The 24,957-nt window shown below is 73.2% G+C and carries 19 protein-coding genes and 3 pseudogenes; 7 read left to right on the forward strand and 15 right to left on the reverse strand.

Translation table 11 applies throughout. The annotated features are described in order from the left end of the window. Positions 1-200 precede the first annotated feature (200 nt). From ACZ56B_RS08435 to ACZ56B_RS08455, 5 genes and pseudogenes are all read right to left on the reverse strand, one after another. Positions 201-1,481: pseudogene (locus ACZ56B_RS08435) on the reverse strand (glycoside hydrolase family 5 protein); the annotation flags it as partial. A gap of 91 nt (positions 1,482-1,572) precedes the next feature. Then, on the reverse strand, positions 1,573-2,175 hold the full coding sequence (locus ACZ56B_RS08440; RefSeq protein ID WP_468787625.1) for a GNAT family N-acetyltransferase: 603 nt from the start codon (positions 2,173-2,175) through the stop codon (positions 1,573-1,575). 282 nt (positions 2,176-2,457) lie between these two features. Further along, complete coding sequence (locus ACZ56B_RS08445) at positions 2,458-2,706, reverse strand: hypothetical protein (protein ID WP_468787627.1); 249 nt, start codon at positions 2,704-2,706, stop codon at positions 2,458-2,460. A gap of 764 nt (positions 2,707-3,470) precedes the next feature. Continuing rightward, a complete protein-coding gene (locus ACZ56B_RS08450) occupies positions 3,471-4,934 on the reverse strand; it encodes an MFS transporter (protein ID WP_468787629.1) in 1,464 nt (487 codons plus the stop codon). 507 nt (positions 4,935-5,441) lie between these two features. Then, complete coding sequence (locus ACZ56B_RS08455) at positions 5,442-6,314, reverse strand: SGNH/GDSL hydrolase family protein (protein WP_468787631.1); 873 nt, start codon at positions 6,312-6,314, stop codon at positions 5,442-5,444. 535 nt (positions 6,315-6,849) lie between these two features. Here ACZ56B_RS08455 and ACZ56B_RS08460 point away from each other — a divergent pair. Then, positions 6,850-8,004: pseudogene (locus ACZ56B_RS08460) on the forward strand (TerD family protein); the annotation flags it as partial. Positions 8,005-8,241: 237 nt separating this feature from the next. Here the strand turns inward: ACZ56B_RS08460 and ACZ56B_RS08465 are convergent. From ACZ56B_RS08465 to ACZ56B_RS08480, 4 genes are all read right to left on the reverse strand, one after another. After that, complete coding sequence (locus ACZ56B_RS08465) at positions 8,242-10,410, reverse strand: MMPL family transporter (RefSeq protein ID WP_468787633.1); 2,169 nt, start codon at positions 10,408-10,410, stop codon at positions 8,242-8,244. A gap of 26 nt (positions 10,411-10,436) precedes the next feature. Further along, entirely contained in the window at positions 10,437-10,985 is a 549-nt protein-coding gene (locus ACZ56B_RS08470; RefSeq protein ID WP_468787635.1) for a TetR/AcrR family transcriptional regulator, read from the reverse strand. 631 nt (positions 10,986-11,616) lie between these two features. Beyond that, complete coding sequence (locus ACZ56B_RS08475; protein ID WP_468787637.1) at positions 11,617-12,345, reverse strand: restriction endonuclease; 729 nt, start codon at positions 12,343-12,345, stop codon at positions 11,617-11,619. Beyond that, positions 12,342-12,551 (reverse strand): hypothetical protein, encoded by a 210-nt coding sequence (locus ACZ56B_RS08480; RefSeq protein WP_468787639.1) that lies wholly within the window; start codon positions 12,549-12,551, stop codon positions 12,342-12,344. The genes ACZ56B_RS08475 and ACZ56B_RS08480 overlap by 4 nt, the downstream gene beginning before the upstream one ends. A gap of 219 nt (positions 12,552-12,770) precedes the next feature. Between ACZ56B_RS08480 and ACZ56B_RS08485 the strand changes: the two genes are divergently transcribed. Both ACZ56B_RS08485 and ACZ56B_RS08490 read left to right on the forward strand, forming a co-directional pair. Next, positions 12,771-13,421 carry a TetR/AcrR family transcriptional regulator gene (locus tag ACZ56B_RS08485; protein WP_468787641.1) on the forward strand — a complete coding sequence of 217 codons (651 nt, stop codon included), beginning with the start codon at positions 12,771-12,773 and terminating at the stop codon, positions 13,419-13,421. Positions 13,422-13,453: 32 nt separating this feature from the next. Beyond that, complete coding sequence (locus ACZ56B_RS08490) at positions 13,454-15,505, forward strand: HelD family protein (protein ID WP_468787643.1); 2,052 nt, start codon at positions 13,454-13,456, stop codon at positions 15,503-15,505. Between the two features lie 201 nt (positions 15,506-15,706). Here ACZ56B_RS08490 and ACZ56B_RS08495 read toward each other — a convergent pair. Next, positions 15,707-16,093, reverse strand: a pseudogene (locus ACZ56B_RS08495) (VOC family protein); the annotation flags it as partial. A 224-nt stretch (positions 16,094-16,317) separates the two neighbouring features. On the opposite strand from ACZ56B_RS08495, the gene ACZ56B_RS08500 reads away from it, so the two are divergent. Beyond that, positions 16,318-16,752 carry a VOC family protein gene (locus ACZ56B_RS08500; protein WP_468787645.1) on the forward strand — a complete coding sequence of 145 codons (435 nt, stop codon included), beginning with the start codon at positions 16,318-16,320 and terminating at the stop codon, positions 16,750-16,752. Positions 16,753-16,810: 58 nt separating this feature from the next. Here ACZ56B_RS08500 and ACZ56B_RS08505 read toward each other — a convergent pair whose 3' ends face one another. From ACZ56B_RS08505 to ACZ56B_RS08525, 5 genes are all read right to left on the reverse strand, one after another. After that, on the reverse strand, positions 16,811-17,272 hold the full coding sequence (locus tag ACZ56B_RS08505) for a hypothetical protein (RefSeq protein ID WP_468787647.1): 462 nt from the start codon (positions 17,270-17,272) through the stop codon (positions 16,811-16,813). A gap of 277 nt (positions 17,273-17,549) precedes the next feature. Next, entirely contained in the window at positions 17,550-18,539 is a 990-nt protein-coding gene (locus ACZ56B_RS08510; RefSeq protein WP_468787649.1) for an aldo/keto reductase, read from the reverse strand. A gap of 133 nt (positions 18,540-18,672) precedes the next feature. Then, positions 18,673-19,434: a ZIP family metal transporter gene (locus ACZ56B_RS08515; RefSeq protein ID WP_468787651.1), complete on the reverse strand. Its 762-nt coding sequence runs from the start codon at positions 19,432-19,434 to the stop codon at positions 18,673-18,675. 252 nt (positions 19,435-19,686) lie between these two features. Further along, on the reverse strand, positions 19,687-21,039 hold the full coding sequence (locus tag ACZ56B_RS08520) for an APC family permease (RefSeq protein ID WP_468787653.1): 1,353 nt from the start codon (positions 21,037-21,039) through the stop codon (positions 19,687-19,689). Continuing rightward, positions 21,036-21,944: a carbon-nitrogen hydrolase family protein gene (locus ACZ56B_RS08525; protein ID WP_468787655.1), complete on the reverse strand. Its 909-nt coding sequence runs from the start codon at positions 21,942-21,944 to the stop codon at positions 21,036-21,038. The genes ACZ56B_RS08520 and ACZ56B_RS08525 overlap by 4 nt, the downstream gene beginning before the upstream one ends. 116 nt (positions 21,945-22,060) lie before the next feature. On the opposite strand from ACZ56B_RS08525, the gene ACZ56B_RS08530 reads away from it, so the two are divergent. From ACZ56B_RS08530 to ACZ56B_RS08540, 3 genes are all read left to right on the forward strand, one after another. Next, positions 22,061-22,663 (forward strand): TetR/AcrR family transcriptional regulator, encoded by a 603-nt coding sequence (locus ACZ56B_RS08530; RefSeq protein ID WP_468787657.1) that lies wholly within the window; start codon positions 22,061-22,063, stop codon positions 22,661-22,663. Positions 22,664-23,030: 367 nt separating this feature from the next. Beyond that, complete coding sequence (locus tag ACZ56B_RS08535; RefSeq protein ID WP_468787659.1) at positions 23,031-23,600, forward strand: hypothetical protein; 570 nt, start codon at positions 23,031-23,033, stop codon at positions 23,598-23,600. A gap of 590 nt (positions 23,601-24,190) precedes the next feature. Beyond that, positions 24,191-24,955, forward strand: coding sequence for a sulfite exporter TauE/SafE family protein (locus ACZ56B_RS08540; RefSeq protein ID WP_468787661.1), 765 nt, complete (start codon positions 24,191-24,193; stop codon positions 24,953-24,955). Positions 24,956-24,957 lie beyond the last annotated feature (2 nt).

The raw sequence follows: 24,957 nt of genomic DNA on the forward strand, positions 1-24,957 counted from the left end.
CCGGCGCGCGGTACGGGGCCGTCCCGCACCGCGCGCCCCGCCCCGGGCGCGACTGCGAACCGGTGAGGACCGTCCGGGGATCGCGCCGTGCGGGTCCGGCGGAGGACCACTGCCCCTGCGACCGTCCGGCCGTGCCAGGAGCTTCCCCGGTCGGCCGGGTCCGGCGGAGGTCCGCACGTCATGGCTCTTGAGGGCACCCCTCAGGCGAGCTTGCGGCAGTACAGGGCGTCGGGGGTGCGCGAGGAGCCGACGCGGCCGGTGCGGGCGACACCGGCGGCGTACTCGTCGTCCGCGCACTGGCCCTTGTGGTGGCCGGTTGCGAAGTCGCCGCCCTCGGGCAGGGCGCCCCGGTCGTCGCTCCGGTCGAACCAGACCGTACGGCCGCTCGTGGCGGTGATCGCGCCGGGTGGGGCCTCCGCGCACAGGGCGGCCGAGACAGCGGCACCGCGAACGCTGTAGCCGGTGAGGAAGTGGCCCTCGGGACACTGGAGTTTGGTGTAACCGGAGGCCCAGTCACGGCCCGGCGCGACATGCCGCTCGTCCTTGACCACTTCGTGCCCGCCCCGCGGGTCCCACACGGGACCGGCACTCACGTCGGAGCACAGGCCACGGTTGCCGGTGTGGCTCAGGCCCACCAGGCGCTGCCCGTCGGGACAGACGGCCTTGCGCGCGCCCGGGTCCCAGTCGGGCAGCGCGCGCATCCGCAGCGAGGCGACGAAGTCGCCGTGGTCGGGACCGAGCATCGACCAGGTGGCCACGGGGGCGACGTGCCCGGTGCGGCCGGGGGTCCCGACGAGTCGCCCCCACGCGCCGGCTCGCCAGTCGTCGCCGTCGTGGAGCCCCATGCGGTGGCCCTCGGCATCCCAGTGCAGCAGGGCCCAGCCGTTGCCCCGGCGGTTGTCGTGCCAGCCCACCAGCGGCCAGCACGCGAAGTCGGCGTCGGTGCGGATCAGGTGGTCGACGAAGTTCTCGAACCAGACGCGCTGGGCGACGCCCGTTTCCTCACGGCCGCCGACACCGAACTCGCTGATCCAGACGGGGGCGGTGAAGTGCCGGTCCGGTTCGGCGGCGGCGAAGAAGGCCTGGCGGTTCAGCACGTCGATCAGATCGGTGGGAGAAAGGTCCTGGTAGCGGGGGTCGGAGGTCTCGCCGATTCCGGTCGCGCCACTGTGGTTCGGTCCGGTGTAGCCGTAGAAGTGGGCGGAGTACACGAGTTTGTGGGAGGCGACGAGGGTGTGCGAGAGGTGGCGTACGGGTTCGAGGGTGGGGCGTCCGTGCGGGAAGCCGTCGACGGGGATGCCGGTCCAGTTGATGCCCTCGACGATGATGAGGAGGTCGCTGTCGGCCTCCGTCAGGATGCGATCACCGACGCGCTGGGAAGCGGTGAACCAGTCGTGGTCGTCGCCCAGGCCCCAGTCGGGGTCGTCCCAGACGGTGCGGCGGACCTCGTTGTAGAGGTCCGCGCCCACGACGCGATCGTTGCCCGCCCGCACGCACCACCTCGCCCCCGCTGCGCGGCCCCACGGCGGACACCGTTCCGGCCCGCGCGGACACGGCCTCCTGCGACGCGCTTCAGCGAGGATCCCTGCGCATGCACCAGGTGCGGGGGCCGTTGTCGGGGAGCCGGACGTCGGCTGTGACCTCGAAGCCGAGGCGCTCGTAGAAGGCCACGTTCCGCTCGCTGGAGGTCTCCAGGAACGCCGGGTGTCCGCCGCGCGCGGCCGCCTCGATGCCGGGCGCCAGCACCGCGCTGCCGAGACCCCGCCCCTGGGCTTCGGGAGCGACTGCCACGGTGTTGAGGAACCACACCGGCTCCTGCGGCCGATGGGGGGCGAGTGCCTGCTCCGCGGACTCGTAGGCGGCCGCCCGGTCGCCGGCGTGGTCCTCGAGCAGGGGGCCGATGTCGGCGAAGGCCGGCGAGGGGTCCCGGTCGGGAGTGGTCCAGACGGCGACGGCGCGGCCCGCGTCGGCGACCCAGACGCGGCCGTACACCATCCCGATACGGGTCAGGCACAGCTCATGGAAACGCCGGATCCTGTCCTCGTGGTCCTCTGCGGCGATCACGTGCCGCGTGTAGGGGTAGTCGGCGAAGGCCCGGGTGAGGGTGTCGACCGCGGTGGGGACGTCGGCGTCGGTGGGGGGGCGTACGGAAGCGGCTTCCTGGTGCTGCGGCATACCGGTGGAACGATCTTGACGGCGGAGGAGTTCCCGGACGCGTCACGCCGAGGGACCGGTCCCCCTGCCGCCCCACGCCCCCGTCCCCGACCGTTCGGGGGCGTCCGGTCCGGGCCACCGCGCACCGCGGCGGCCGACCGGGCCCGCGCCGGCCCCGAAGGGCTGGTCACCGCTGTCCGGCACGGCCGTGCCGGCTCCGGTACCGCTCCCGACGTCCTCGACGGCCGTCCCACCGGGGCCTGCCCCGCTCCCGGTCACCACGGCGACGGCACGCGTGCGGGGTCAGCGGGAGAACACGGCGAGCCCGTAGAGCACGAAGACCGTCAGGTGCGCCGCCCCGTGGAGGGCGGTCACGCGCCGGCCGCCGAAGGTGGCGAGAGTGAGCGGCAGGGTCACGCCGAGGAGGACGAGGTGGGTGGGGCTCTCCGCGAGGGTGCCGCAGGGGTCCCCGAGCCGGCGCGCAAGGTGCTCGGCCTGGGTGACCACCCCGAAGGCGCAGACGATGATCACCGTGACGATCCCCGTGAGCACCCCCCACAGCGCCGGGGTCGGCAGGCGCTCGGAGAGCGGGGGTGCGGCGAGAACGAGGGTGAGGAACGCACCCCATCCGAAGGCGAGCTGGAGGATCGCGGTCCGGGTGAGGACGGTTCAAAGGACGGAAGCCGTGGGCACGGATGTCAACGCGTTCCGCCGGGTCGTCCCCGCTCGTCACCTTGCCGACGGGCCGTCCCGGCGGCATCTTCCCGCTTCACTCCACCCTGCGTCGTGTCGGTTCCCCCGTTCGTTCGCGGCTCGGGAGGCAGCGCCGTGGACGGTGCCGCGGTCGTCGCCGTCACCGTCCCGTGCGGCCTGCCGGGGAGCTTCGCCACGCCGGCTCCTCCCTCCCTTCCCTCCGGGCGCCGGTGAAGGACGTGACGGCTTCCCCTTCCCGGCCGGTCCGCCGCTTCCGCCGGTCCTCCGGCTGCCGCAGCGTGGTGATCGAGCTCGCGATCAGGAGGGGCGGACGGTGCGGGTCGCTGCCGGAAGCGGCGACACCGGTGCCAGGCGCATGATCCAGGAGGTCTCGTTCGGATCAGGGGGCCGTGGGCGTGGCGCTCCCCCGGGATGTCGTTTCGGCGTGAGTCCGGGAGTCACGCGCGACGCTCCCTCGTGATCGGTGCCGGTGCGCATCGATGCCACCGGGCGGCGACGACACACCATCAGCTCGCCGCCTGTCCCCCTTTGGTGACGGGCGGTTGGCCGCGTCCGAGACGGGTGGGACGACGCCGACCCGGTCACGGCGGGCGCCGCCGGCCTCACCCCGGAACGCCGCCGGCTTCGTCGCGGGCCGCGGGCACCGCGCCCTTCTGCCGGCTGCCGGCAGGCCGGGGGCCGCGCAGGCCGAGGGCCGAGACCGCCGCCCCCAGCAGCACCATCCCCACCGGGATGACGAGTGCGGTGCGGTAGGCGGCCAGCACCGCGTCCGGCGAGCCGTCGGTGCCCGCCGAGGCGATCCCGTACACGGCGGTCACCGCGGAGATCCCGACCGCCGAGCCGAACTGGGTGAACGTGTACAGCAGTCCGCCGACCAGGCCCTGTTCCTCCCGGGCCACGCCGTCGGTCGCCGCGATGGTCAGCGGACCGTAGGCGAGGGCGAAGGCGATGCCCGAGAGGAGCAGGCCCGGGAACATCGCCGCGTAGGGCCAGTCCGTCCCCACCGGCAGGAAGAGGCCGTAGGCCACGATCGCCAGCAGGAAGCCGCCGAGGATCACCCTGCCGTTGCCGTAGCGGTTCACCAGGCGCGGGGTGAGGAGGGGCGCCAGCACGGCGTCGCAGCCCATGACGATCAGTGCGATCGCGGTCTGCAGGGAGGACCAGCCACGCAGCTCCTGCAGGTAGAGCGTGACGATGAACTGGAAGCCGAAGAACGCGCCCAGGAAGAGCAACGCGGCGAGGTCGGCCCGCACCATCGCGGCCTTGCGGAAGATCTCCAGCCGGACGAGCGGCGCCGTGGCGCGTCGTTCGATCACGATGAACGCCGCCACCAGTGCCAGCCCGGCGGCGAGCGTGCCGAGGGTCGGTCCGAGCCCCTCGCGGCCGTGCTCCAGCCGGACGATGCCGTAGGCCAGCAGCAGCATCGCGGCGGCGGCGCTGGCCGCGCCGGCCAGGTCGTAGCCGTGCTGTGCGGGCTCGGGGCGGGCCTCGGCCGGCAGCAGTCCGAGCGCCGCGAGCAGGAGGGCGCCGGCCAGGAACGCCGGGGCGAAGAACACCCAGCGCCAGCCGAGTCCGGTCAGCAGCCCGCCGATGACGAGGCCCAGCGAGAAGCCGCCGGCGCCGGCGCCGGCGAAGATCAGCAGGGCCTTGTCGCGCCGGGGCCCCTCCGGGTACGAGGTCGTGATGACCGACAGGGCGGCGGGGGTCATGAAGGCGGCCGCCACGCCGGTGACGAACCGGGCCGCGACCAGCATCCAGCCGTCGGTCGCGAAGCCGCCCAGCGTGGAGAAGACCAGGAAGACGCCCAGCCAGGTGAGGAACATCCGCCGCCTGCCCAGCAGGTCGGCGGCGCGGCCGCCGAGCAGGGTGAAACCGGCGTAGCCGAGCACGTAGCCGCTCATCACCCACGCCGTGGTGCCGGTGGTCAGGCCGAGGTCGGCGCGGATGGTGGGGACGGCGACGGCCAGCACGGCGACGTCGCTGCCCTCGAGGAAGATCGTTCCGCACAGGACGAGCAGCAGGGCCCGGGCCCGTCCGCTCCTGTGGGCCGCGGGGTCGGTGGACACGGAGGCGTTCCTCACCCGTCGAGCCGCTTGGCCGTCACCGGCTCCTCGGCGGCGGACCCTGCTCGTCGCCCAGGTCGCACAAGGCCCGTCCGTCGCCGGGGCACGCACGGCGGGCCCCCCCGCCCAGGAACCTCCACGATCATCACGGCCCCGACCGTACCGGGCAGCCGGCCCGCGGACCACGCCTTTATCCGCCCGTCGGCCGCGGCCCCCACCGGCTCACGCGGCGGAACCACGACCCGCCGTCCCACCGCAGGCCCCTGAATGGCGCCAAGGGAAACCGGCACCGTGGAATCGGCACCGCGAAGCCGGCCGGAAGGCGGCTCCCCCGGTCACGTCGAAACGGCTCCCGCGCCGGGACGCAAAGCCGGGGTCGTCTCCTGCTCGCTCTCCTGGACGAACCGCCGCTCACCGGGGGGACCCGGCGTTCCCGGTCCCGGGCGACGGACCGGCAGCGGTGGTCCGTGCCCCGGGCCGGCCGGCCGTCGGCGGTGAGGTGCGTCGCCGTCAGTTCAGCCCGAGCGCGCTCATGGTGTGCTCGGCCATGCGCCGCTCCCCCAGGGCGTTGGGGTGGACGGGAACGAGGCTGTTCCCGAGGAGGAGGGGCTCGATCCAGCGGGTGCCGGCCGGCTTGCAGGCGTCGTGGCCCTCGGACACCCGGGAGAAGTCCACGTAGGTGGCGCCGGTCTCCTCGCTCGCCCGTTTGACGGCCGCGTTGAGGCGCTCCTGTATTCCGCGCAGGTAGGACACGTCGCCGGTGGCGACCGGCAGCTTGACGAAGCAGGACGGGTCGGCCTCGGCGGGCATGATCCACGGGTAACCCAGGACCGCCACACGGGCGTTGGGCGCCTTGGCCCGCACGGTCCGCAGGGCGGACTCGAGCGCGGGGTAGGTGTTCGCGTCGATCCGGTCCGTGAAGGACGTGCCGTACTTGTCCCTGCACGGGCTGCCCTTGCCGCCGCTGAGCACTCCCGCGGTGCCGCAAGCGGTCATGGCGTTGATGAAGGTGCCGTCGTCGTTGCCGCCGATCGTCAGCGTCACCAGATCGGTGTCCGTGCTCAGCGCGTCCGCCTGCGGTGCGACCCCGGGGTACTGCGACTCGGTGAAGTCCTTCGTCCGAGCGGCGCCGCAGGTCACGTCCTTCAGTCGGGCGCCCGTCCGTGCGGCGATCACACGGGGGTAGTTCGCGGTGGAGCGCAGACACAGCAGGTGGGTGGGATCCACCGGCAACACGCCCGAGCCGGCGCTGTAGCTGTCGCCGAGCGCGACGTAGTCCAGCGGTGTGGAGGCGTGGGCGGTGCCGTCGGTGAAGCCGAGAGCGAGCGCACCGGCGAGTGCCATTGATGCGCCCATGACATTACGAAGGGTGTGCTTCGGCATGCGATCCCTCTCCTCGGGGGCGACTGCAGGACGGCGGGGCGGCAGGGCGGAGCGGCCCGCCGGGCAGGCCCGGGGCGCGGGAGACGCCGGAACGCGCGGTCGAGAACGGTCCTACCGAGCGGTAATGTGCAGGCTTTTAGACAGAGAGTCAACAAGGGTGACCGAACTTCTTGAAAACCTCACCAAAAGCACCGTTCCCTCTCCCGCCGACGTGCGGGCCCTCCGCCGGGTCGTCCCGGTCGGACGCGATCGGCAGCGGTGACCCGGCGGCCGGGGACGTGGGCGCCCCGCCGGGGACCGTCCCCGGCGTCCGGACCGGCACCCCATCCGAAGCACCGCCGCACCGGCCCCTGGCGTGCGGCTTCAAGCCGGCGGAGGGTCACCGCCACGCACCCGTCTTCACGGAACCTCCACGAGCGGGCTCGATGCGCACTACAGTTACCTCTCCGCGCGGCTCGTCCTCTTGTGTCGCGCACAGCAGGGATGGGGGCGGAATCTTCCGCATGCCCAGGACGCGCCGCTGGGGGGCTTTGTGCAAGAACTGACCGCCGGGTTCGGGGCTCCGGCGGGCCGCATGGGGACGTTCACGGAGGTCTCCCTGCCCCACGGTGACAGCCCGCGGCGGCCGGACGGGGTGATCCGCGTGGAGCGGGCCGGCAAGTTGTGGACCGCGCTGGTCGAGACGAAGACCAATGGCAACGCGCTCAAGGCCGACCAGGTGCAGGCGTACATGGACATCGCCGCGCGCCGCGGTTACGAGGCCGTGATCACACTGACGGACGACGTCGCGCTGGAGGGCAGCCCGCTCGTCGACGTCAAGGTCGACAAGCGGCGCAAGCACAAGGTGGCCCTGTGGCACCTGTCCTGGGCGGAAGTCGCCCACCAGGCGCAGATGCTGATCAGGCACGAGGGAGTGGGCGACGCGGCACACGCCTGGCTGCTGCGGGAACTGCTCCACTACCTGCAGCACGAGAACTCCGGCTGCCACGGCTTCCAGAACATGGGCCCCGCCTGGGTCCCCGTGCGCAACGGCATCGACGACGAGACCCTCTGCCAGGGCGGCGCCCGGGCGCTGGAAGTGGTCGAGAACTGGGAGCGGCTCATCCGCCAGGTCTGCCTCAAGCTGGGCGGCGAACTCGGGCAGAAGGTCCTTCCGGTCCAGCGCGCCAAGCGCGGAACGGATCCCACCGGACGCCGGAACCGCCTCGCCGATCAGCTCTGCCTCGACGGGCGGCTCCAGGCGGAGTTGCGCATCGACGGCACCCCCGGCGTCCTGGCCGTCGGCGCGGACCTGCGCACCGGCAAACTGCGCGCCTCCGTCGAGATCCCGGCTCCCGAGCAGGGCTACCCCCTGAGCTGGGCCAAACGGCTCGTCCGGCGCCTGGCCGAGGCGCCTGCGGACCTGCACGTCGAAACCCTCGTCGACGGCGGGACCGGAGGTCCGCGCGGGACGCTGGAGCGGCTCCGCCCGGAACCGGCGGACCTGCTCCCCAAGGACAACGGCACCAGGATCACCGGCTTCCGCCTGTCCCTGTTCAAGAGCATGGGAAGCGGCCGGGGCAACGCCGAAACCGGCTTCATCCGCAGCGTCGACGACGCCGTGCACCGCTTCTACACCACCGTCGTGGTCCACCTGGACACCGCGGCAGCACGCCGCACGCCGGCCACGGAACGCCCGACGGCGGGATGACGCCCGGGCACCGGCAGCAGCGGCCTTCCCCCCCGTGCCGTGTCGATCGCGGCCTGCGGTGCGGTGGCGCGAGGACGTGTGCCGGTCCGCCGCTTCGGGCGTGCGTGCACGGCGACGGGCGGGCCCTTCCCGCCCCGCGGTGGCCGGAGAGGGCGCGGGAAGCGGAAGGACGCCGGAGGGCGGGACCGCTGTGCGGTCCCGCCCTCCGGGTGCGGTCCGGTCCGGCCGGCGTGCGGGTCAGACCGAGACGGGGGTCTCCTCGCGCGTCTCCGCCGCCAGCTGCCGGTTCAGCTTCTCGCCCTCGATGTCGAGGTCGGGCAGCACCTTGTCGACGGGCCCCGGAAGCCACCAGGCGGCACGGCCGAGCAGCGACATCACCGCCGGGACCAGCGCCATGCGGACGACGAAGGCGTCGATGACCACGCCGACGGCGAGGGCGAACCCGATGGACTTGATGATCGGGTCGTCCATCAGGACGAAGCCTCCGAACACGGACGTCATGATGAGCGCGGCGGCCGTGACGACGCGGGCGTTGTGGCCCATGCCGCTGACCATGGCCGCCTGCGGGTCGGCGCCGTGGACGAAGTCCTCGCGCATGCGGGAGACGAGGAAGACCTCGTAGTCCATGGCGAGGCCGAACAGGATGCCGATGAGCAGGATCGGCAGGAAGCTCACCAGCGGGCCGGGGGTGTCGACGCCCACCAGGCCGGCGAGGTGGCCCTCCTGGAAGATGGCGACGGTGATGCCGAAGGTCGCGCCCACGGTGAGCAGGAAGCCCAGGGCTGCCTTCACCGGCACCAGGACCGACCGGAAGACCAGCATGAGCAGCAGGACGGACAGGCCCACCACCAGGAGCAGGTACACCGGCAGGGCGTCGGCGAGCTTCTCCGAGACGTCGATGCCCAGGGCGGTCGCGCCGGTGAGGGCGATGTCGGCCCCCTCGATGTCCGCGACCCGGTCGCGGATGTCGTGGACGGCGTCCTCGGTGGCGGCGGCGGTCGGGCCGGCCTCGGGGATGATGGCCAGCAGGGCGGTGGTGCCCTGCTCGTTCAGCTGCGGCGGGGCCACGGTCAGGATGCCGTCGGTGTCCTTGATCAGGGCGGTGGCCTGCTCGGCCGCCGCTCCGGTGGACTCCGCGTCCTTGCCGCTGACGACGGCGATGAGACGGCCGTTGAAGCCCTCGCCGAAGCCCTCGGACGTCAGGTCGTACGCCTCGCGCGCGGGGGAGCCCTCGGCGGCGGTGCCCGCGTCCGGCAGGGCCATGCGCATGTCCTGGGCCGGGAGGGTGAGCGCGCCCAGCCCGAGGATGCCGACGACCAGGAGCGGGACGCGCAGCCTGGTGACGAGCCGGCCCCAGGTGAAGCCGAAGCCCTCGGCGGCGGTGCCGTCCTCGGCGGTGTCCCCGTCCGCGTGGCGCTGCTTGCGCGGCAGGATTCTCTTGCCGGCGAAGGAGAGGAAGGCCGGCAGCAGGGTGAGGGCGACCAGCACGGCGACGGCGACGGTGCCCGCCGCGGCCAGGCCCATCACGCTCAGGAAGGGGATGCCGACGACGGAGAGGCCCGCCAGGGCGATGACGACGGTGGCACCGGCGAAGACGACGGCGGAGCCGGCGGTGCCGGTCGCGCGGCCGGCGGCCTCCTCGGGCTGGAGGCCCTCGGCGAGGTACTGGCGGTAGCGGGAGGTGATGAAGAGCGAGTAGTCGATGCCGACGGCCAGCCCCAGCATCAGCGCCAGGATGGGCGCGGTGGAGGTCAGTTCGATGACACTGGTCAGGGAGAAGAGGCCGGCCATGCCGACCGCGACGCCGATCAGCGCGTTCAGCAGGGTCATGCCGGCGGCGACCAGCGAGCCGAAGGTGACGACCAGGACGACCGCGGCGACCAGGACGCCGAGCGCCTCGGTGGAGCCGACCTCCACCTCACCGCCCATGACCTCGCCGCCGTGCTCGACCCGCAGGCCCTCGACGTCGGCGCCGACGGCCTCGTAGGCCGCCTTCTGCTCGTCGGTGACCTCGTCGGCGGCCTTGTCGAACTGCACCTGGATCAGGGCGTAGCGGCCGTCCTGGGAGACGGAGCCGGTCCGGAACGGGTCCATGGCCGCGATGACGCCGTCGATCCCGGAGGCTTCCTTCACCACGGGTGCCACCGCGGCGGGGTTCAGCTTCTCGCCCTCGGGCGCGGCGACGACGATGGTGCCGGTGGCTCCGCCGGCCTGGGGGAACTGCCGGTCGAGGTCGTCCAGCGCCTGCTGGGACTCGGTGCCCGGCATGGAGAACTTGTCGCTGGTCGGACCCATCAGGGTGGCGGCTCCGACGCCCAGCAGGATCAGCAGGAGCAGCCAGACCGCGGCTATTCGGCCTCTTCTGCGGAAGGAGAACCGCCCGAGCCGGTACAGCAAGGTCGCCATGGAGGAGGGATCTTTCCGTTAGGGGGTCAACTGGGGGTGTGGTCAAGTGCCCGCAGCGCACTGCGGATCATTTCGGCGCGCAGCACCTCGTCCGGTGCCACCTCGTCATCGGTGGCGCTGGTGATGAAGACGGCGCCCAGCACCATCCACGCCGCCACCCGGGCCGGGGCCTGCCGCGAGCGGCCGGCCAGCGCGTCCAGCAACCCGTCCGCCAACTCCATGACGTTGAGGTCCTGGTGACAGGACATCTCCGTGATGTCCTCGAACAGAAGCCGGATCTCGCGGCGGAACCGCAGCGTCAGCTCGACGTATCCGACGACGGTCTCCTCCACCAGCCGGCCGCCCTCCAGCCCGGCCACGCGGTCGAGCAGCGTGGCGAGGGCGTCCTGGGCCGGGGTCAGCAGCTCGGTGAGGATCTTCTCCTTGCCGGCGAAGTGGTAGAGGAGCGACGCCTTCGAACAACCCGCGTCGGAGGCGATGTCCTGCAGCGAGGTGCCGCGGAAGCCGTGCACGGCGAACAGTCGCAGTGCCGACTCGAGGATCTGACCGCGCAGGGCGGAGGCGGGGCGTGCCATGCCCTCCACCTTAACTGTCCGATCGGTCAGTCCTGACCGATCGGACAGTGCATCGCTGTGGTGTGCGTCACCCCCTCCGCCCCGGGACCGCACGGAGCACACGCGCCCTCCTCCATCGACCCGCACACGCGACACCGGCCCTCGAAAAGCACGGTGCTGCGGGACACTTCGCCACGTCAGCGGATTGCGGCGGGGCTGCCGCAAGTTTCGAAAACCGCTTGCCCTCGCCCCGGAGGGAGAAACGACAGCGTCTCCCTCGACCACCCGGGCGGGTGGCTTTCCCAGATCTGCGCGCATAAGCCGGACCTCATCCGAGTCACCCGTCTTGCCCCTTGAATGGTCCGCTCGAGCGGCCTGCGGCTGGCCGGCGCACGGTCTGCAGGCTCCGAACCCGGCCCGTGTGCCCCGTTGAGGCCGTCGACTGCCGGTAGAACAGGACAGCGCCGGTGGAGCAGGGCAGCATCGAGCGGACCCTCGAACGGCCGGTGCGGCATCACCGCCCGGCGCGGGCCCGCGAAGTCCCCCGCAGAGGTTACGGACGATGAGCCGTCGGACGACGGCCGGTCGTGTCACCGGAGTGGGCGCCCGGCGAGCCGGCGGCCCCGGCGAGGTGGCGCCGGCTGCGGGCGGCTCAGGAGAGGGAGGCCGGTCCGCGGGGCGGTGGGACGGCTCCGAGCAGCTCCCACAGGGGGCGCGAGCCGGACGCCCACACCCCGAGGGTGTGGCGGTCCACCACGTGGAGGCGCTGCTGCTCGGCGAAGGCCACGGCCGGCGCGGTCACCCGGCCGTTCGTCACGATCACCGCGACGTCGGCGCCGTGGACCTGGCGGGCGGTGCCGTTGAGGACCTGGAGGTCCGGCGTTCCCACCGCGGAGCCGGCCAGGCCGTCGCGGCGGTGCTTGCACTGGATCACCCAGCGGCGTCCGTAGGGGTCGGTGGCCTTGACGTCGGCGCCCAGGTCTCCGCCACCCCCGACGCGGACCGCGTCCGGGCAGCCGTCCCGGCGCATGAGGTCCCGCACCGCGTCCTCGAACCGGGAGTGGTGCAGGGCGTCCAGCTGGGACAGCCCGTACCGCAGGCCCCGCGCGCGCACCGCCTCCCACCGCGCCCTCTGCCGCTCCTGGTGGAACCGGCCGCCGACGGCCAGGGCCGCGAGCACGCCGGCGACGACCGGGACCCACCAGTGCTCCAGCAGCCGGTCGACGACGGCCACCGCCAAGCCGGCGGCCAGGGCCACCGCCACGAGAAGGCCGGGCAGCCGGTCCTGTGCGCGCTGCCGCCGCTTGCCCGGCCTCCGCGTGCGCCGCCGCGCCGGCGGCCGCCCGGTCGTCGTACGCCTCCTACGCGCACGGGAGCTCATCGGCCGGCCCGCGTGACGCCGCTCGCGAGTCGTCCCAGGACGTCCACGATTCCCCGGCCCAGTGGGGTGGGGGCGATCAGGACGCCCCGTGCCGGGACGAGGGCGACGGTCAGCTCCTCACCGGCCCGGCCGGGGGCCTCCGTTCGCCGACGCGGCCGCCGGACGACGGTGACTGCGAGCAGCACGGACACGTCGAGGGCCGACAACCGTCCAGACCTCCCCCACCGACCGGTCACCACCACACGGGGACGGCCATGCGCCGTTCCCGCCTTCTTGTGTAGCGGCATCCCGGTGACGCCGGAGGCGGGTTGCCGGTGAATGGCACGAATCAATCGGATCCGACCGCATCTTGTGCAGCCGGGTTCACCTGCCGTGCCGGGGCACCGTGAGGGGAGGACGGCGGGGCGCTGCGTACGCTTCCTCGTATGAGCGAGGCGGTCGGGCTGCGTGAGCGCAAGAAGCGGCAGATGTACCGGCGTCTGTCGGACACGGCCATCGGGCTCTTCCTGGAGAAGGGCTACGAGCAGGTGACCGTCGCCGATGTCGCGGCGGCCGTCGACGTCTCCAAGCCGACGCTCTTCCGGTACTTCCCGGCCAAGGAGGACCTGGTCCTGCACCGGCTGGCCGACCACGAGGGGGAGGCCGGCAGGGTGGTGGCACAGCGCCCGGCCGGGTGCTCCCCGCTGGAGGCGCTGCGGTGCCACTTCCTGGACGGGCTCGCCCGGCGCGATCCGGTGACCGGCCTGAACGACGACCCGGAGGTGCTCGCCTTCCACCGGTTGCTGTACGGGACCCCGGCGCTGGTGGCACGGCTGCACGTTCACGTGGAACGGGACGAGGCCGCTCTCGCCGACGTCCTCGGCGGCGAAATCGGAGGAGGCGTCCAGGCGCGTCTGGCCGCCGGGCAGATCGTGGCCGTCCGGCGTGTCCTCGCGCAGGAGAACTGGCGCCGGACGGCCGCGGGCCGCAGGGCGGACGCGCTCTACCCCGAGGCCGTGGCGGTGGCCCGGTCGGCATTCGCGCAACTCGAGGCCGGCCTGCCGCACCTGACCCGGCCTCGCACCGCAACCGAGTAAAAAACTTTACTCGGTTGCATTATTGTGGGGGGATGTCACGCTCCGACTCCTTACCCAGCGATGCCCTGCCCCTGGAACGCGCCCATCACGAGGAATGCCGAGCGGCGTTGAAAGCCATGACCGACGGCGCGCAGGAGCAGGTGGTCATCGGCGAGGACGCCTCCGCGTCCGGCGCCGACGCCGAAGTACTCGGCCGCCGGTTGCGCAGCCAGGCCGCGGAACTCCGGGAACCGCCCGAGGGCCCGCTGTTCTTCGGCCGCCTCGACTTCGCCCGGGACAGCCGGACCGCCGGTGAGCACGCCGGGCAGACGTACCACATCGGCCGCATGCGCATCGCGCGGGACCCGTCGGCCCCGCCCCTGGTGGTCGACTGGCGCGCCCCCGTGGCACGCGCCTTCTACCAGGCGAGCGCCCGCGACCCCCAAGGCGTCGCCGTCCGCCGCCGCTTCGGCTGGTCACCCGCCGGCCGCGGCGACCCGGCCGACCTCACCGCGCTGGAGGACGAGCACCTCGGTGAGGGCGAGGCGCGGGAGAGCGGCATCGTCGCCGGCGAGATCGAGCGCCCCCGCGTCGGTCCCATGCGCGACATCGCCGCCACCATCCAGCCCGAGCAGGACGACCTCGTGCGTGAGGACCTCACCACCTCCCTGTGTGTCCAGGGCGCCCCGGGAACGGGCAAGACGGCGGTCGGGCTGCACCGCACCGCCTACCTCCTCTACGCCTGTCCGCAACGCGTTCAGCGCGGCGGAATGCTGATCCTCGGTCCCCACCGCGCCTTCCTCGCCTACATCCGCGAAGTCCTGCCCGCGCTCGGCGAGACAGGCGTGCGGCAGACCACCCTCGACGAGGAGATCGCCCGCCACCCGGTCACGGCACGGGACGGCGACACCGCGGCGGTCGTCAAGCACGACGTCCGCATGGCGGAGGTCCTGCGCCGCGGGCTCTACGCGCGGGTGAGCACGGAGGTGACGCAGCCGCTCGTGCTGCCGGACGGTTCCTGCCGCTGGCGCGTACCCGCCGACGAACTGGAGGAGATCGTCCGGGACGTGCGCGCCGAGGAACCCCCCTACGCCGTGGGGCGTGAACGCGTCCGTACCCGCGTCGTCCGCGCCGTTCGGCAACAGGCCGAGCGTCGCGGCGGTCCCCGCACCGACACCTGGGTGCGGAAGGTCTCCCGGGCGCGCCCGGTCGCCACCCTGCTCGACACCCTCTGGCCGGCCGTGCGACCCGAGGAGGTCCTCGCCGGCCTGTTCACCTGCCCGGCCGCACTGGCCGCTGCGGCCGAGGGCGTTCTCGACGGGGAGGAGCGGGAAAGCCTCCTTTGGTCCAGGCCCCCGCGCTCCTACAGGTCGGCGCGCTGGTCGGCGGCCGACCTCGTGCTCCTCGACGAAATCGCCGGCCTGATCGAGCGGCCCGGGAGCTACGGGCACGTGGTGATCGACGAAGCGCAGGACCTGTCCCCCATGCAGTGCCGCGCCATCGCCCGCCGCTCACCCTTCGGATCCGTCACCGTCCTCGGGGACCTCGCCCAAGGAACCACCCCCTGGGCCGCACGCGACTGGCCGCGGTTCCTCGCGCACCTGGGGAAGCCGGACGCCGTCGTCGCTCCGCTCACCACGGGCTTCCGCCTCCCCGGCGCCGTCGCCGAACTCGCCAACCGCCTCCTGGCACACCTGGACGTGGACGTACCCCCCGCCCGGTCCCTGCGTCGCGACGGGGAGGTGCGCGTCGAGACGACCCACGACACGACCGCCACGACAGTCGCGGCGGTGAACACGGCGCTGGAGCACCCGGGCTCCATCGGCGTCATCGCGGCCGACGCCGCGGTGCCCGCGCTCCACCGCGCCCTCGCCGCGGCGGGAGTCCCGGCGTCCGGGCCGGACCGCCTCGGGGCCCGTCTCACCGTGGTGCCGGCCACCGCCGCCAAGGGACTGGAGTACGACCACGTCGTGGTGGTCGAGCCCTCGGCCATCGTCCGGGCCGAGCCCCGCGGCATGAACCGCCTGTACGTGGCCGTCACCCGGGCGGTCTCCCGCCTCCACATCGTGCACTGCGCACCACTGCCGCTCGCGATCCGGCCCTAGACGACCGGTCCCAGGGGGTCGGCTGCGCGCGTGAGGCGAGGGGTCCGAAGTGCGGTCGCGACGCCGGACCCGGACTCCCCCGCCACTCACTGCGCGTGAGGACCGGCGACCTGCCGAAGGCGTCGCCGCATCCCGGACCCCGCGAGCCCGGCCCGATCCACACGAAAGGCCCCGACCCTCGGGACCGGCCGTCCGGTGGGACGGTGCCGGGGTGCGCGGGACGTCGAACCCGTTTCCCTCGGGCTCGGCCATGACCACCCAGCTCCGGCCGGGGCCCTGGCCCGCGTCCACCTTGGTGGCGCCGGGGCCGAGCAGCCTGGCCACCTCGTCGTCGGTACTGCCGTCGACCGGGCTGACGTCGAGGTGGAGCCGGTTCTTCGCGGTCCTGCCCTCGGGCACCCGGACGAACACCAGGGTGGGCGGCATCTGGCGGGCCCGGACCTCCTCGACGGTCGGCACCCAGGAGCCGGTCCCGACCTTGCCCCCGCCCCGGTCGATCACCTCGGAACCCAGGACCGCGCACCGGAAGGCCGCGAGCCGCTCCGGATCACGGCAGCCGACGACCAACGCGGTGAACCTCTTGGTCATTGCTCCCCAGACGGTACGGACGGGGACTCAGCCCACGGGGCCGCGTCACCCGTCCGGCACGTCCGGGACCACCACGGCCGCCGGCCCCTGGGACCGATCGTCCGGAGGCGGGCACCGACGGGGCGGGGACCAGCAGGTGCCGTGCCCCGCACGGGTTCCGCCTCGGGCCGCGCGGCGACGGCGTCCGGGTCCCGGTGAACGGCGCGCGCCGCTATGGTGGGCCGATGGCGTCGATCAAGCAGTTCCAGGTCACCTTCGACTGCGCGGACCCCGAGCGCGTCGCCCGCTTCTGGTGCGAGGTGCTGGGCTACGTCGTACCGCCGCCCCCCGAGGGGTTCGCCACGTGGGACGACTTCGACCGCTCGCTTCCGCCCGAGCGGCAGGGTTCGGCGTTCGCCTGCGTCGACCCCTCGGGCGTGGGTCCGCGCCTGTTCTTCCAGCGCGTGCCCGAGGGCAAGGTCGTCAAGAACCGGGTGCATCTCGACGTGCGGGCCGGCACCGGACTCGTGGGGGAGGAGCGCCTGGCCGCGCTCGAAGCCGAGTGCGCGCGACTGGTCGCGCTCGGCGCGGTCCGCGTGCGGCTGCTGCCCGCCGACGGGTACGACGAGTCGTGCATCGTGATGCAGGACGTCGAGGGCAACGAGTTCTGTCTCGACTGAGGGCCGCGGACGCCTCCTCGTCCCGTCCCCGCGGGCCACGACGAGGCACCACTGCGGATCACCGAGCTTTCGGCCAGAATTGCGCGACGTACCGCTCCACACCGCGCACGACGCCGTGCCGGGCCCGTACGGACACCTCTTCCCGCCCGGTGCACACCACTCGCACCGCCCAGTCGCCCGGCCCGTCCGACAGGTCGATCGTCCCCGGCATCGGTCCGCCCGCCACTCCCCTGGCGCGCGGCTTGCCCGAGGAACAGACGATGCTCGCCAGTGCCGTCTCGTCCCGTTCTCCGGCCGGCACCGCGGGCTCCCCGTCCCAGACCTGGACTTCCAGGGAAGCGGTGTGGGTGTGTCCGGCGCTGAGGAAATCAAGTCGGCCGGGGTGAACGGCGAGGAACGCCTCGCCGCCGAAACCCTCCGGGAACAGGACAGGAACCTGCGTGTCGTCGCAGTCCTGCAAGGCCCACCCGCCGTGGTCCACGTCCACGGAATGTTCCTGACGCCTGATCAGGATCGTCACGTCCTCACCTCTTGCCGCTCTCCCCGGCGCGGTCGCCCTGCGGCGTCCTCGCTCCTCGCCAGGGGTGGCGCCACGCAGGCGGACACCGCACCTGCTCGCAAACGGGGCACCACGGGAGGGCGATCCCGGTGAACGGCGGTGAGCCCGCCGCGGCCACCGGCTCGACCGAGGCGCGGGAGAGGGCACCCGGTCCGGTCGGCCCGTCCGGGACGGCGCCGGGTGCCCCGGACGGACTCCTCACCCCGGTCCGACGGTCCGGCGGCCGGTGAGGAGCCGCCTAGCGATTGACGGACCGCATCCCCGCCTCGTCGTACCGCTCCCCCGCCGCCTCGGGCAGCTCCGCGTCGATGCGGGCCAGGTCGTCCTCGGTCAGCGTGACGTCGACCGCGGCGGCGTTCTGTTCCAGGTAGGTGCGGCGCTTGGTGCCGGGGATCGGCACCAGGTCCTCGCCCCGGGCCAGCACCCAGGCGATGGCCAGCTGGGCCGGGGTCACCTCCTTCTCGGCGGCGATCTGCTTCACCTTCGCCGCCAGCCGGAGGTTCGCCTCCAGGTTGGCGTCCTGGAAGCGCGGGTTCTCGCGGCGCCAGTCGTTCGCGTCCAGCTCGTCGGGGGAGGTGAACCGTCCGGCGAGGAAACCGCGGCCGAGCGGCGAGTACGGCACGAAGCCGATGCCCAGTTCCCGGCAGGCGGGCAGCACCTCGGCCTCCACGTCCCGCGACCACAGCGAGTACTCGCTCTGCACCGCGGTGACGGGGTGCACGGCGTGGGCGCGCCGGATGGTCTCCGCGCTCGCCTCGCTCAGGCCGATGTGCCGCACCTTGCCCTCGGCGACCAGTTCGCCCAGCGCGCCGACCGTCTCCTCGATGGGGACGTCCGGGTCGACCCGGTGCTGGTAGTACAGGTCGACGCGGTCGGTCCCCAGGCGTTCCAGGGAGCCGTGGATCGAGCTCCGGACGTGCTCGGCCGAACCGTCCTGCGGACCGACCGTACTGGCGTCGCCGGGTACGGCGTCGTCCATCCGGTAGTTGAACTTCGTCGCGATCACGTACTCGTCGCGGTGTCCCCGGATCGCCTCGCCGACGAGCGTCTCGTTGGTGAGCGGCCCGTACATCTGCGCGGTGTCGAGGAAGTCCACCCCGAGGTCGAGGGCGTGCCGGATGGTCGCGATCGACTCCTCCCGGTCGGCGGATCCGTAGAAGGCGGACATGCCCATGCACCCCAGGCCGATGGCCGATACCCGGAGGTCCCGCAGACTGCGCTCCTGCATGCCTTGTCCCAGCCTTTCCCTCACACGCGTTCGTCGTCCGGACGGCACGAAGCCCCTCATCCATTTAGCGGCGGATTCCGCCGCCCGGCATCCTGTGCGGGGCGCCGGGCGGCGACGGGCGCCCGGGAGCGCGTCAGGCGTGGGAGAGCGCGAAGGAGACCAGGAAGCCGGTGACGGTGACCAGCCCTATCGCCAGGTGGGCCTCCTGGAACGCTTCGGGGATCATCGTGTCGGCGATCATGGCCAGGATCGCGCCGGCGGCCACGGCCGTCACCGCGGCGATCACGGCCTCCGAGAAGCCCCCGATGACGGTGTAGCCGAGGATCGCGGAGACGGTGCTCGCGGCGGCGATGGCTCCCCAGACGCCGAAGACGTAGCCCTTGCCGCGTCCGGCCCCCTTCATGCCGGCCGAGCTGGACAGGCCTTCCGGGACGTTGCTGATGAACACCGCCGCCACCGTCACGAGGCTGACCGCGCCGCCGTCCAGCAGGCTGATCCCGATCACCGCCGACTCGGGCACGCCGTCCAGCAGCGCGCCCAGCGCCAGGGCCAGCCCCGACCCGCTGCGTTCCTGCTCGGAGGGCTGGACCTGTCCGGGGTGATGACCCGATCGCTTGCGGTGGCGGGCGCCCCGGCGCGCCAGCCACAGATTGCCCGCCGTGTAGGCCGCTGCCCCGGCCAGCGTCCCCACGGCTGCCGGGCCGAGCCCGCCCTGCTCGTAGGCTTCGCCGACCAGTTCGAAGGAGACGGCCGAGAGCAGCACGCCGGCGCCGAAGGCCATCACCACCGCGATGACCTTCTGCGGCACGCGCAGCCCGTAGCCGAACACGGCTCCCACCAACAGGGCGCTGCCCGCCAGTAGTCCCCAGCCACCTGCTTCAAGCGCCTCGGTCATGCCGCCCCGGGTACCCGGGCGGGCAGCGGCCGGCACACGGGGCGTCCCTCCCTTCGTGGGCGTGCCGGTCCCGCTCGGCCGGCTGTCCGCCGGGGCGTTCCGGGTGACCGGTGCGGCCCGGCCGGCCGCGGGGTGCGCCGCGCGCGGTCCCGGTCAGGGACCGGGGACGTGTCGTCCCGCCCGGCAGGACGGGTGCCGGGCGGGAGCGGCGGGCACGCGGCGGTCGGGCCGCCCGGCGCGGACGGCGGCCTCTCAGTGCGCCGCCGCGGCCGGCTCCTGGTCGTCGACCCGCAGTTCGGGGGCGGGACGGCGCAGCCCCTTGGTGAGGACGGCGAGGTAGACGACGCCGATGGCCATCCAGCCGAGTCCCAGCTTGGTCGCGGTGGCGTCGAGCTGGGTGAGCAGGTAGACGTCGACGGCGGCGCCGGCCAGGGGCAGGAGGACGAAGCCGAACAGTGAGGGGCGGTCGCCGGAGCGCCATTGCCGTACGGCGTGGGCGATGACGCAGACGTTGACCACGGTGAAGCCGAGGAAGGCGCCGAAGTTGATGAACGAGGTGGCGTCGGCCAGGGTCAGGGTCGTCGCCAGGAGCGCGATCGCGGCCACGATGAGGACGTTCGGCACCGGGGTGAGCAGTCTGCCGTGCAGGCGTCCGAAGACGGGGCGGGGAAGGACGTTGTCGCGGCCCATGACGAACATCAGCCGGCTGGTGCTGGCCTGGATGGCCACGCAGGAGGCGAAGCCGCCGAGCATGGTGATGGTGTTCGCGACGTCGGCGAAGCCCTGGCCGCCGACGAGGGTGGAGACGGCGTAGCCGGCCGAGGACTCGTCGGCGAAGGTGCCGCCGGGGTGGGCCCACTGCATCACGAAGGAGAGCGCCACGAAGATCACGCCTCCTGCGAGCACGGTGAGGACGATGCCGCGCGGGATGGTCCGCTGCGGGTCGCGGGCTTCCTCGCTGAGCGTGCTGACGGCGTCGAAGCCGAGGAAGGCGTAGGCGGCGATGGCCGCGGCCGCGGTGACGGCGGAGATGCTGGTGGTGCCGTTCCAGATCGCGTCGCCGGCCGCCGCGGTCCCGCCGTGGCCGAGGCCGTGGCGGACGCAGAGCACGAGGAGGACCAGCAGGCAGCCGGTGACGGCGATCAGCAGGGTCTTGTTGACCTTGTCGGCCACCTTGAGGCCGATGACGTTGACGGCGGTGGCGAACACGATGTTGATCACCAGCCAGAGCCACTGCGGCACCGACGGGTACTGCGCGTGCAGGTAGATCGACTGCACCAGGAAGGCCACCATGGGCAGGAACAGGTAGTCCAGGAGCATGGCCCAGCCGGCGAGGAAGCCGAACCGTGAGTCGAGCGTGCGCCGCGCGTAGGTGTAGACGGATCCCGAGGACGGGAGGATCCGGGCCATCCTGGCGTAGCTGAGGCCGGTCAGCAGCATCGCGCCGGTGGCGACGAGGTAGGCGGTGGGGGCGGCGCCTTCGCTGGTCGCGGCGATGACGCCGAAGGTCGAGGTGACGACGGCCGGGGCCATGTAGGCGAGGCCGAACAGGACGACGGAGAGGAGGCCGAGGCTGCCTCTCATCCGGGTGGGCTGACCGGTCATGGGGTGCTCTCTGCGGAGGAGGGGGCGGAGCCGGGGCGGGTGCGGCCGCTCCAGGTGGCGGGGTCGATGCGGCCCTGGTAGAGGGGCAGGGCGAGCGGCGCGTCGTCGGGCCGGAACTGCTGCCAGGGGCGGTTCAGGGCCGCGGTGCCGAACTGCCGGATGTTGCCGACCTCGTCGAGGTCGATGACGTCGGTGAGGGTCGTGTCGCCGTCGGCCGGGGCCTGCGAGCGGACGGTGCCGGAGGGGTCGACCAGCAGGCTGCGCCCGGTGCCCACGGGGGCGGCGCAGTTGACGCTGGCGGTGAACACCTGGTTGACGATGGAGTTGGCCCGGGCGAGGACGATTTCCTGGGCCCGGTCGCTGGTACCGGTCTCGACGAAGTTGAGCACCAGTTCCGCCCCCATCCACGCGAGGTGGCGGGTGGTCTCGGGGAACCAGGCGTCGTAGCAGATCGACAGCCCGACACGGCCGACGCCGGGCATCTCGAAGACGGTGAACTCGCCGCCCGGGACCGTGGTCTCGTAGGGCCGCCAGGGGAAGATCTTGCGGTAGGAGGCGACCCGCTCGCCGCGCGGGGAGTACACCGCCGCGGTGTTGTGGACGCGGCCGTCACTGCCGCGTTCGTAGACGCTGCCCGGGGCCAGCCACACCCCGAGGTCCCCGGCGATCTGCGCGAGCGCGGCGTCGCGGGGGCCGTCCAGCGGCTCGGAGGTGGCCTCCGGCAGGTCCGCGGGGAGCAGGCCGGAGCCGTCCGGCGCGCCGCACAGGTGCAGTTCGGGGTAGACCACCAGCGGCTGCGCGGGCAGGCCCCGGACGCGCCGGGCGACGTCGGCGGCGAAACCGTCCAGGTCACCGGCGGGGCGCCGGGGGGCCTGAGCCAGGGCGAGAGGGAGAGGACGCGACATGGAACACCAAGTGTGTGGGTCGGGACACATTCGTTAAACGAAATTTAGTTAACTAATGTGCGGGGGGTCAATGGGTGGGGGCCGGGAAAAGAACCGCGTGTGCGAGCATGTGGGCCATGCCCCGACCGAGGAACCAGGCGGAACGACGCGCCCAATTGATCGACGCGGCCGCACGGGCCGTCATCCGCATCGGGGCCACCGCGGTCAAGCTGCGGGACGTGGCCGCGGAAGCGGACGTCACCCCCGCCTCCGTTCTCTATTACTACTCCGACCTGCAGGAACTCCTCTCGGAGGTCTTCAGGCACGCCGCCGCGACCTACTTCGACATCCGCAAGGAGGCGATCACGGCGGCCCAGGGGCCGGTGGAGCGGCTGCGGGCGTGCATCCGCAGCGGAGTGCCCTGGCCGGGCACGGGCGAACAGAGCACCCGGCTGCTGTTCGAGCTCTTCCCCGTCGCCCTGCGCGACGAAGCGGTCGGCCAGGCCTACCGGCTCTTCGTCGAGCAGCAGACCGAGCTGTACCGCCAGGTCCTCGCACACGGCCGGGACCACGGGCACTTCACGCTCGTCGACACTCCCCGGACACTCGCCCGGTCCTTCATCGCCCTCGAGGACGGCTACGCCATGGACCTGCTGATCGGCACCGCGACAGCGGCGGACATCGAGGCGCGGCTGTTCGCCCACGCCCGCACGGTGACCGGCAACTCCGCCCTCACCTGACCCACGACCGGCCCACCGGCCCCCGGCGCCCCCGCCTCCACGGCACCCGCCCCGCGGCCCGCACCCACCGCACCGCCGACCGGCACCCACCGCCGCCCGACGGGACCCGCGGTGACCGGGGCGGGCGGAGGGGGCGGCGTGCCGCGGGGCCCGCCGAGCCGCACGAGCAGTCGTCACCGTGGGCGCCACCGGCCGGTGCGGCGGGCCGGCGGCCGCCGCTTCCCACCCGGCCCGCCCGGGTGGTTCCCCGCGGATTCACCCGTCCGGGCCAGCCGTGATGGCAGGAGGGCCGGGGCCCCGCGAGGGTGGAAGGGTGCCCGGCGTTTCCGTCGGCTCTTCCCGTCCCCCTGTCGTAAGGAGCACTGCCATGTCCGAACGCAACACCTTCATCCGCAGCCTGCACGACGTGGGCCTGGCAGCCTGGTTCGGCGGGTCGTTGATGGGTGCGGTCGGTCTCAACGGGGCAGCCGAGGCGGAAGGCGGAACGGACCAGGCCACGGCGCGGATCTCGTCAGCGGGATGGGCGAAGTGGACACCGGTCAACGCCGCCGCCATCGGCGCGCACCTGTTCGGCGGCGGCGGGCTGCTCGCCGCGAACGCCCACCGGGTCGCCACGCAGAAGGGCGTGGGCGCCTCCACCACGGCCAAGACCGTCGTCACCGCCGCGGCCCTGGCGGCCACCGCCTACGCCCGGGTCCTGGGCAAGAAGGTCGAGCTGGCCTCCTCCCCCGACCCGCAGGCCACGGAGGAGGCGGAGAAGCACCCCATCGACCTCGCCAAGGCCCAGCGGCAGCTGGCCTACGCGCAGTGGGCGGTGCCGGCCCTGACCGGATGCCTGGTGGTGCTCAACGCCCTGCACGGCGAACAGCAGCGCCCGGTCCAGCAGTTGCCCGGCATGTGGCAGCGGGCCCGGTCCGCCGCTCCCTTCATGATGTAGGGGTTCGGGGAACGGGAGGCGCGGGCCGGCCGCTTCGGCAGGCCGGCTGCGGCCCCTCGGCCCGAGGCGCGGACGCGGTGCTGTGCGTCCGAAGTCCTCGACGGCTGCCCGCAGCCGTCGAGGACTTCGGCATGCCCGGACGGCCGGGTCGGCCCCCGAACCCGGATCCGGGCTCCGAACGCCGCCGTGGACAGGGGGAGACCGGAGCCCGGGTGGACGAGGGGACCGGAGCCCGAGAAGAAGACCGGGGCGAGGAAGGCGCCCTCCCCGGCCCCGTCGGCGGGGAGGGTCCCGGCGGTACGCCCGGCGTTCCTCACCCCGCCACCGGCGCGCCGGGCGGCCCGCGCCGTCCACCGGCCCGCCGCGGGCGGCCCCTCTCGTTCCGTTCCACGGCCGGAACCCGGCGGGCGGTTCGGCACGGCCCGTCCGGCCCGTCCGCCCCCGTGACCGTCACGCCCCTCGTCCGCTGCGTGTTCCCGCGGCCCCGGTGCCACCCCCCTGCCACCGGCGCGGGGACGCCTCGTGCATGCTCGGTGGGCCCCTCGACCTTCAGGGCGGGGAGGCGTCCACCGAACGTGAAGGAGAGGGCGTTGACCATCTGGGAGTCACTGGCGGTCCTCACCGCCGGCATCGGCGCCGGCACCATCAACACCATCGTCGGCTCGGGAACGCTGATCACGTTCCCGGTGCTCCTCGCCACGGGGCTGCCGCCGGTGACGGCGACCGTGTCCAACGCCCTGGGGCTGATACCCGGGTCCGTCAGCGGCGCCATCGGCTACCGGGCGGAGCTCAAGGGGCAGCGTCCGCGGGTCCTGCGACTGGGCGCCGCCGCCGCGGCCGGCGGACTGGCCGGAGCGGTGCTGCTGCTCATGCTCCCGGAAACCGCCTTCGAGACCATCGTCCCCGTCCTCGTGGCGCTCGCCCTGGTCCTCGTCGTCCTCCAGCCGCGCCTCTCCGCGGCCGTCCAGCGGCGCCGCGCCCGCGCCGGCGCCGTCACGAGGAGCGACGGCGGTCCGGTCCTCTTCGGCGGCCTGCTGCTCGCCAGCGTGTACGGCGGCTACTTCACCGCGGCGCAGGGGATCATCTACCTCTCCCTGATGGGCATGCTGCTCGACGACACGCTCCAGCGCCTCAACGCCGTGAAGAACGTCCTCGCGGCGATCGTGAACAGCATCGCGGCACTGTTCTTCCTGTTCGTCGCCGACTTCGACTGGACGGCCGTCCTCCTCATCGCCGCGGGCTCCGCGGCCGGCGGGCAGATCGGGGCGAGGGTCGGGCGCCGGCTGCCGCCGACGGCGCTCCGCGCCTTCATCATCGTCGTCGGCGTCTGCGCCATCCTCCAGCTGCTGCTCTGAGA

This window comes from Streptomyces sp. NPDC034670, from assembly GCF_055574875.1.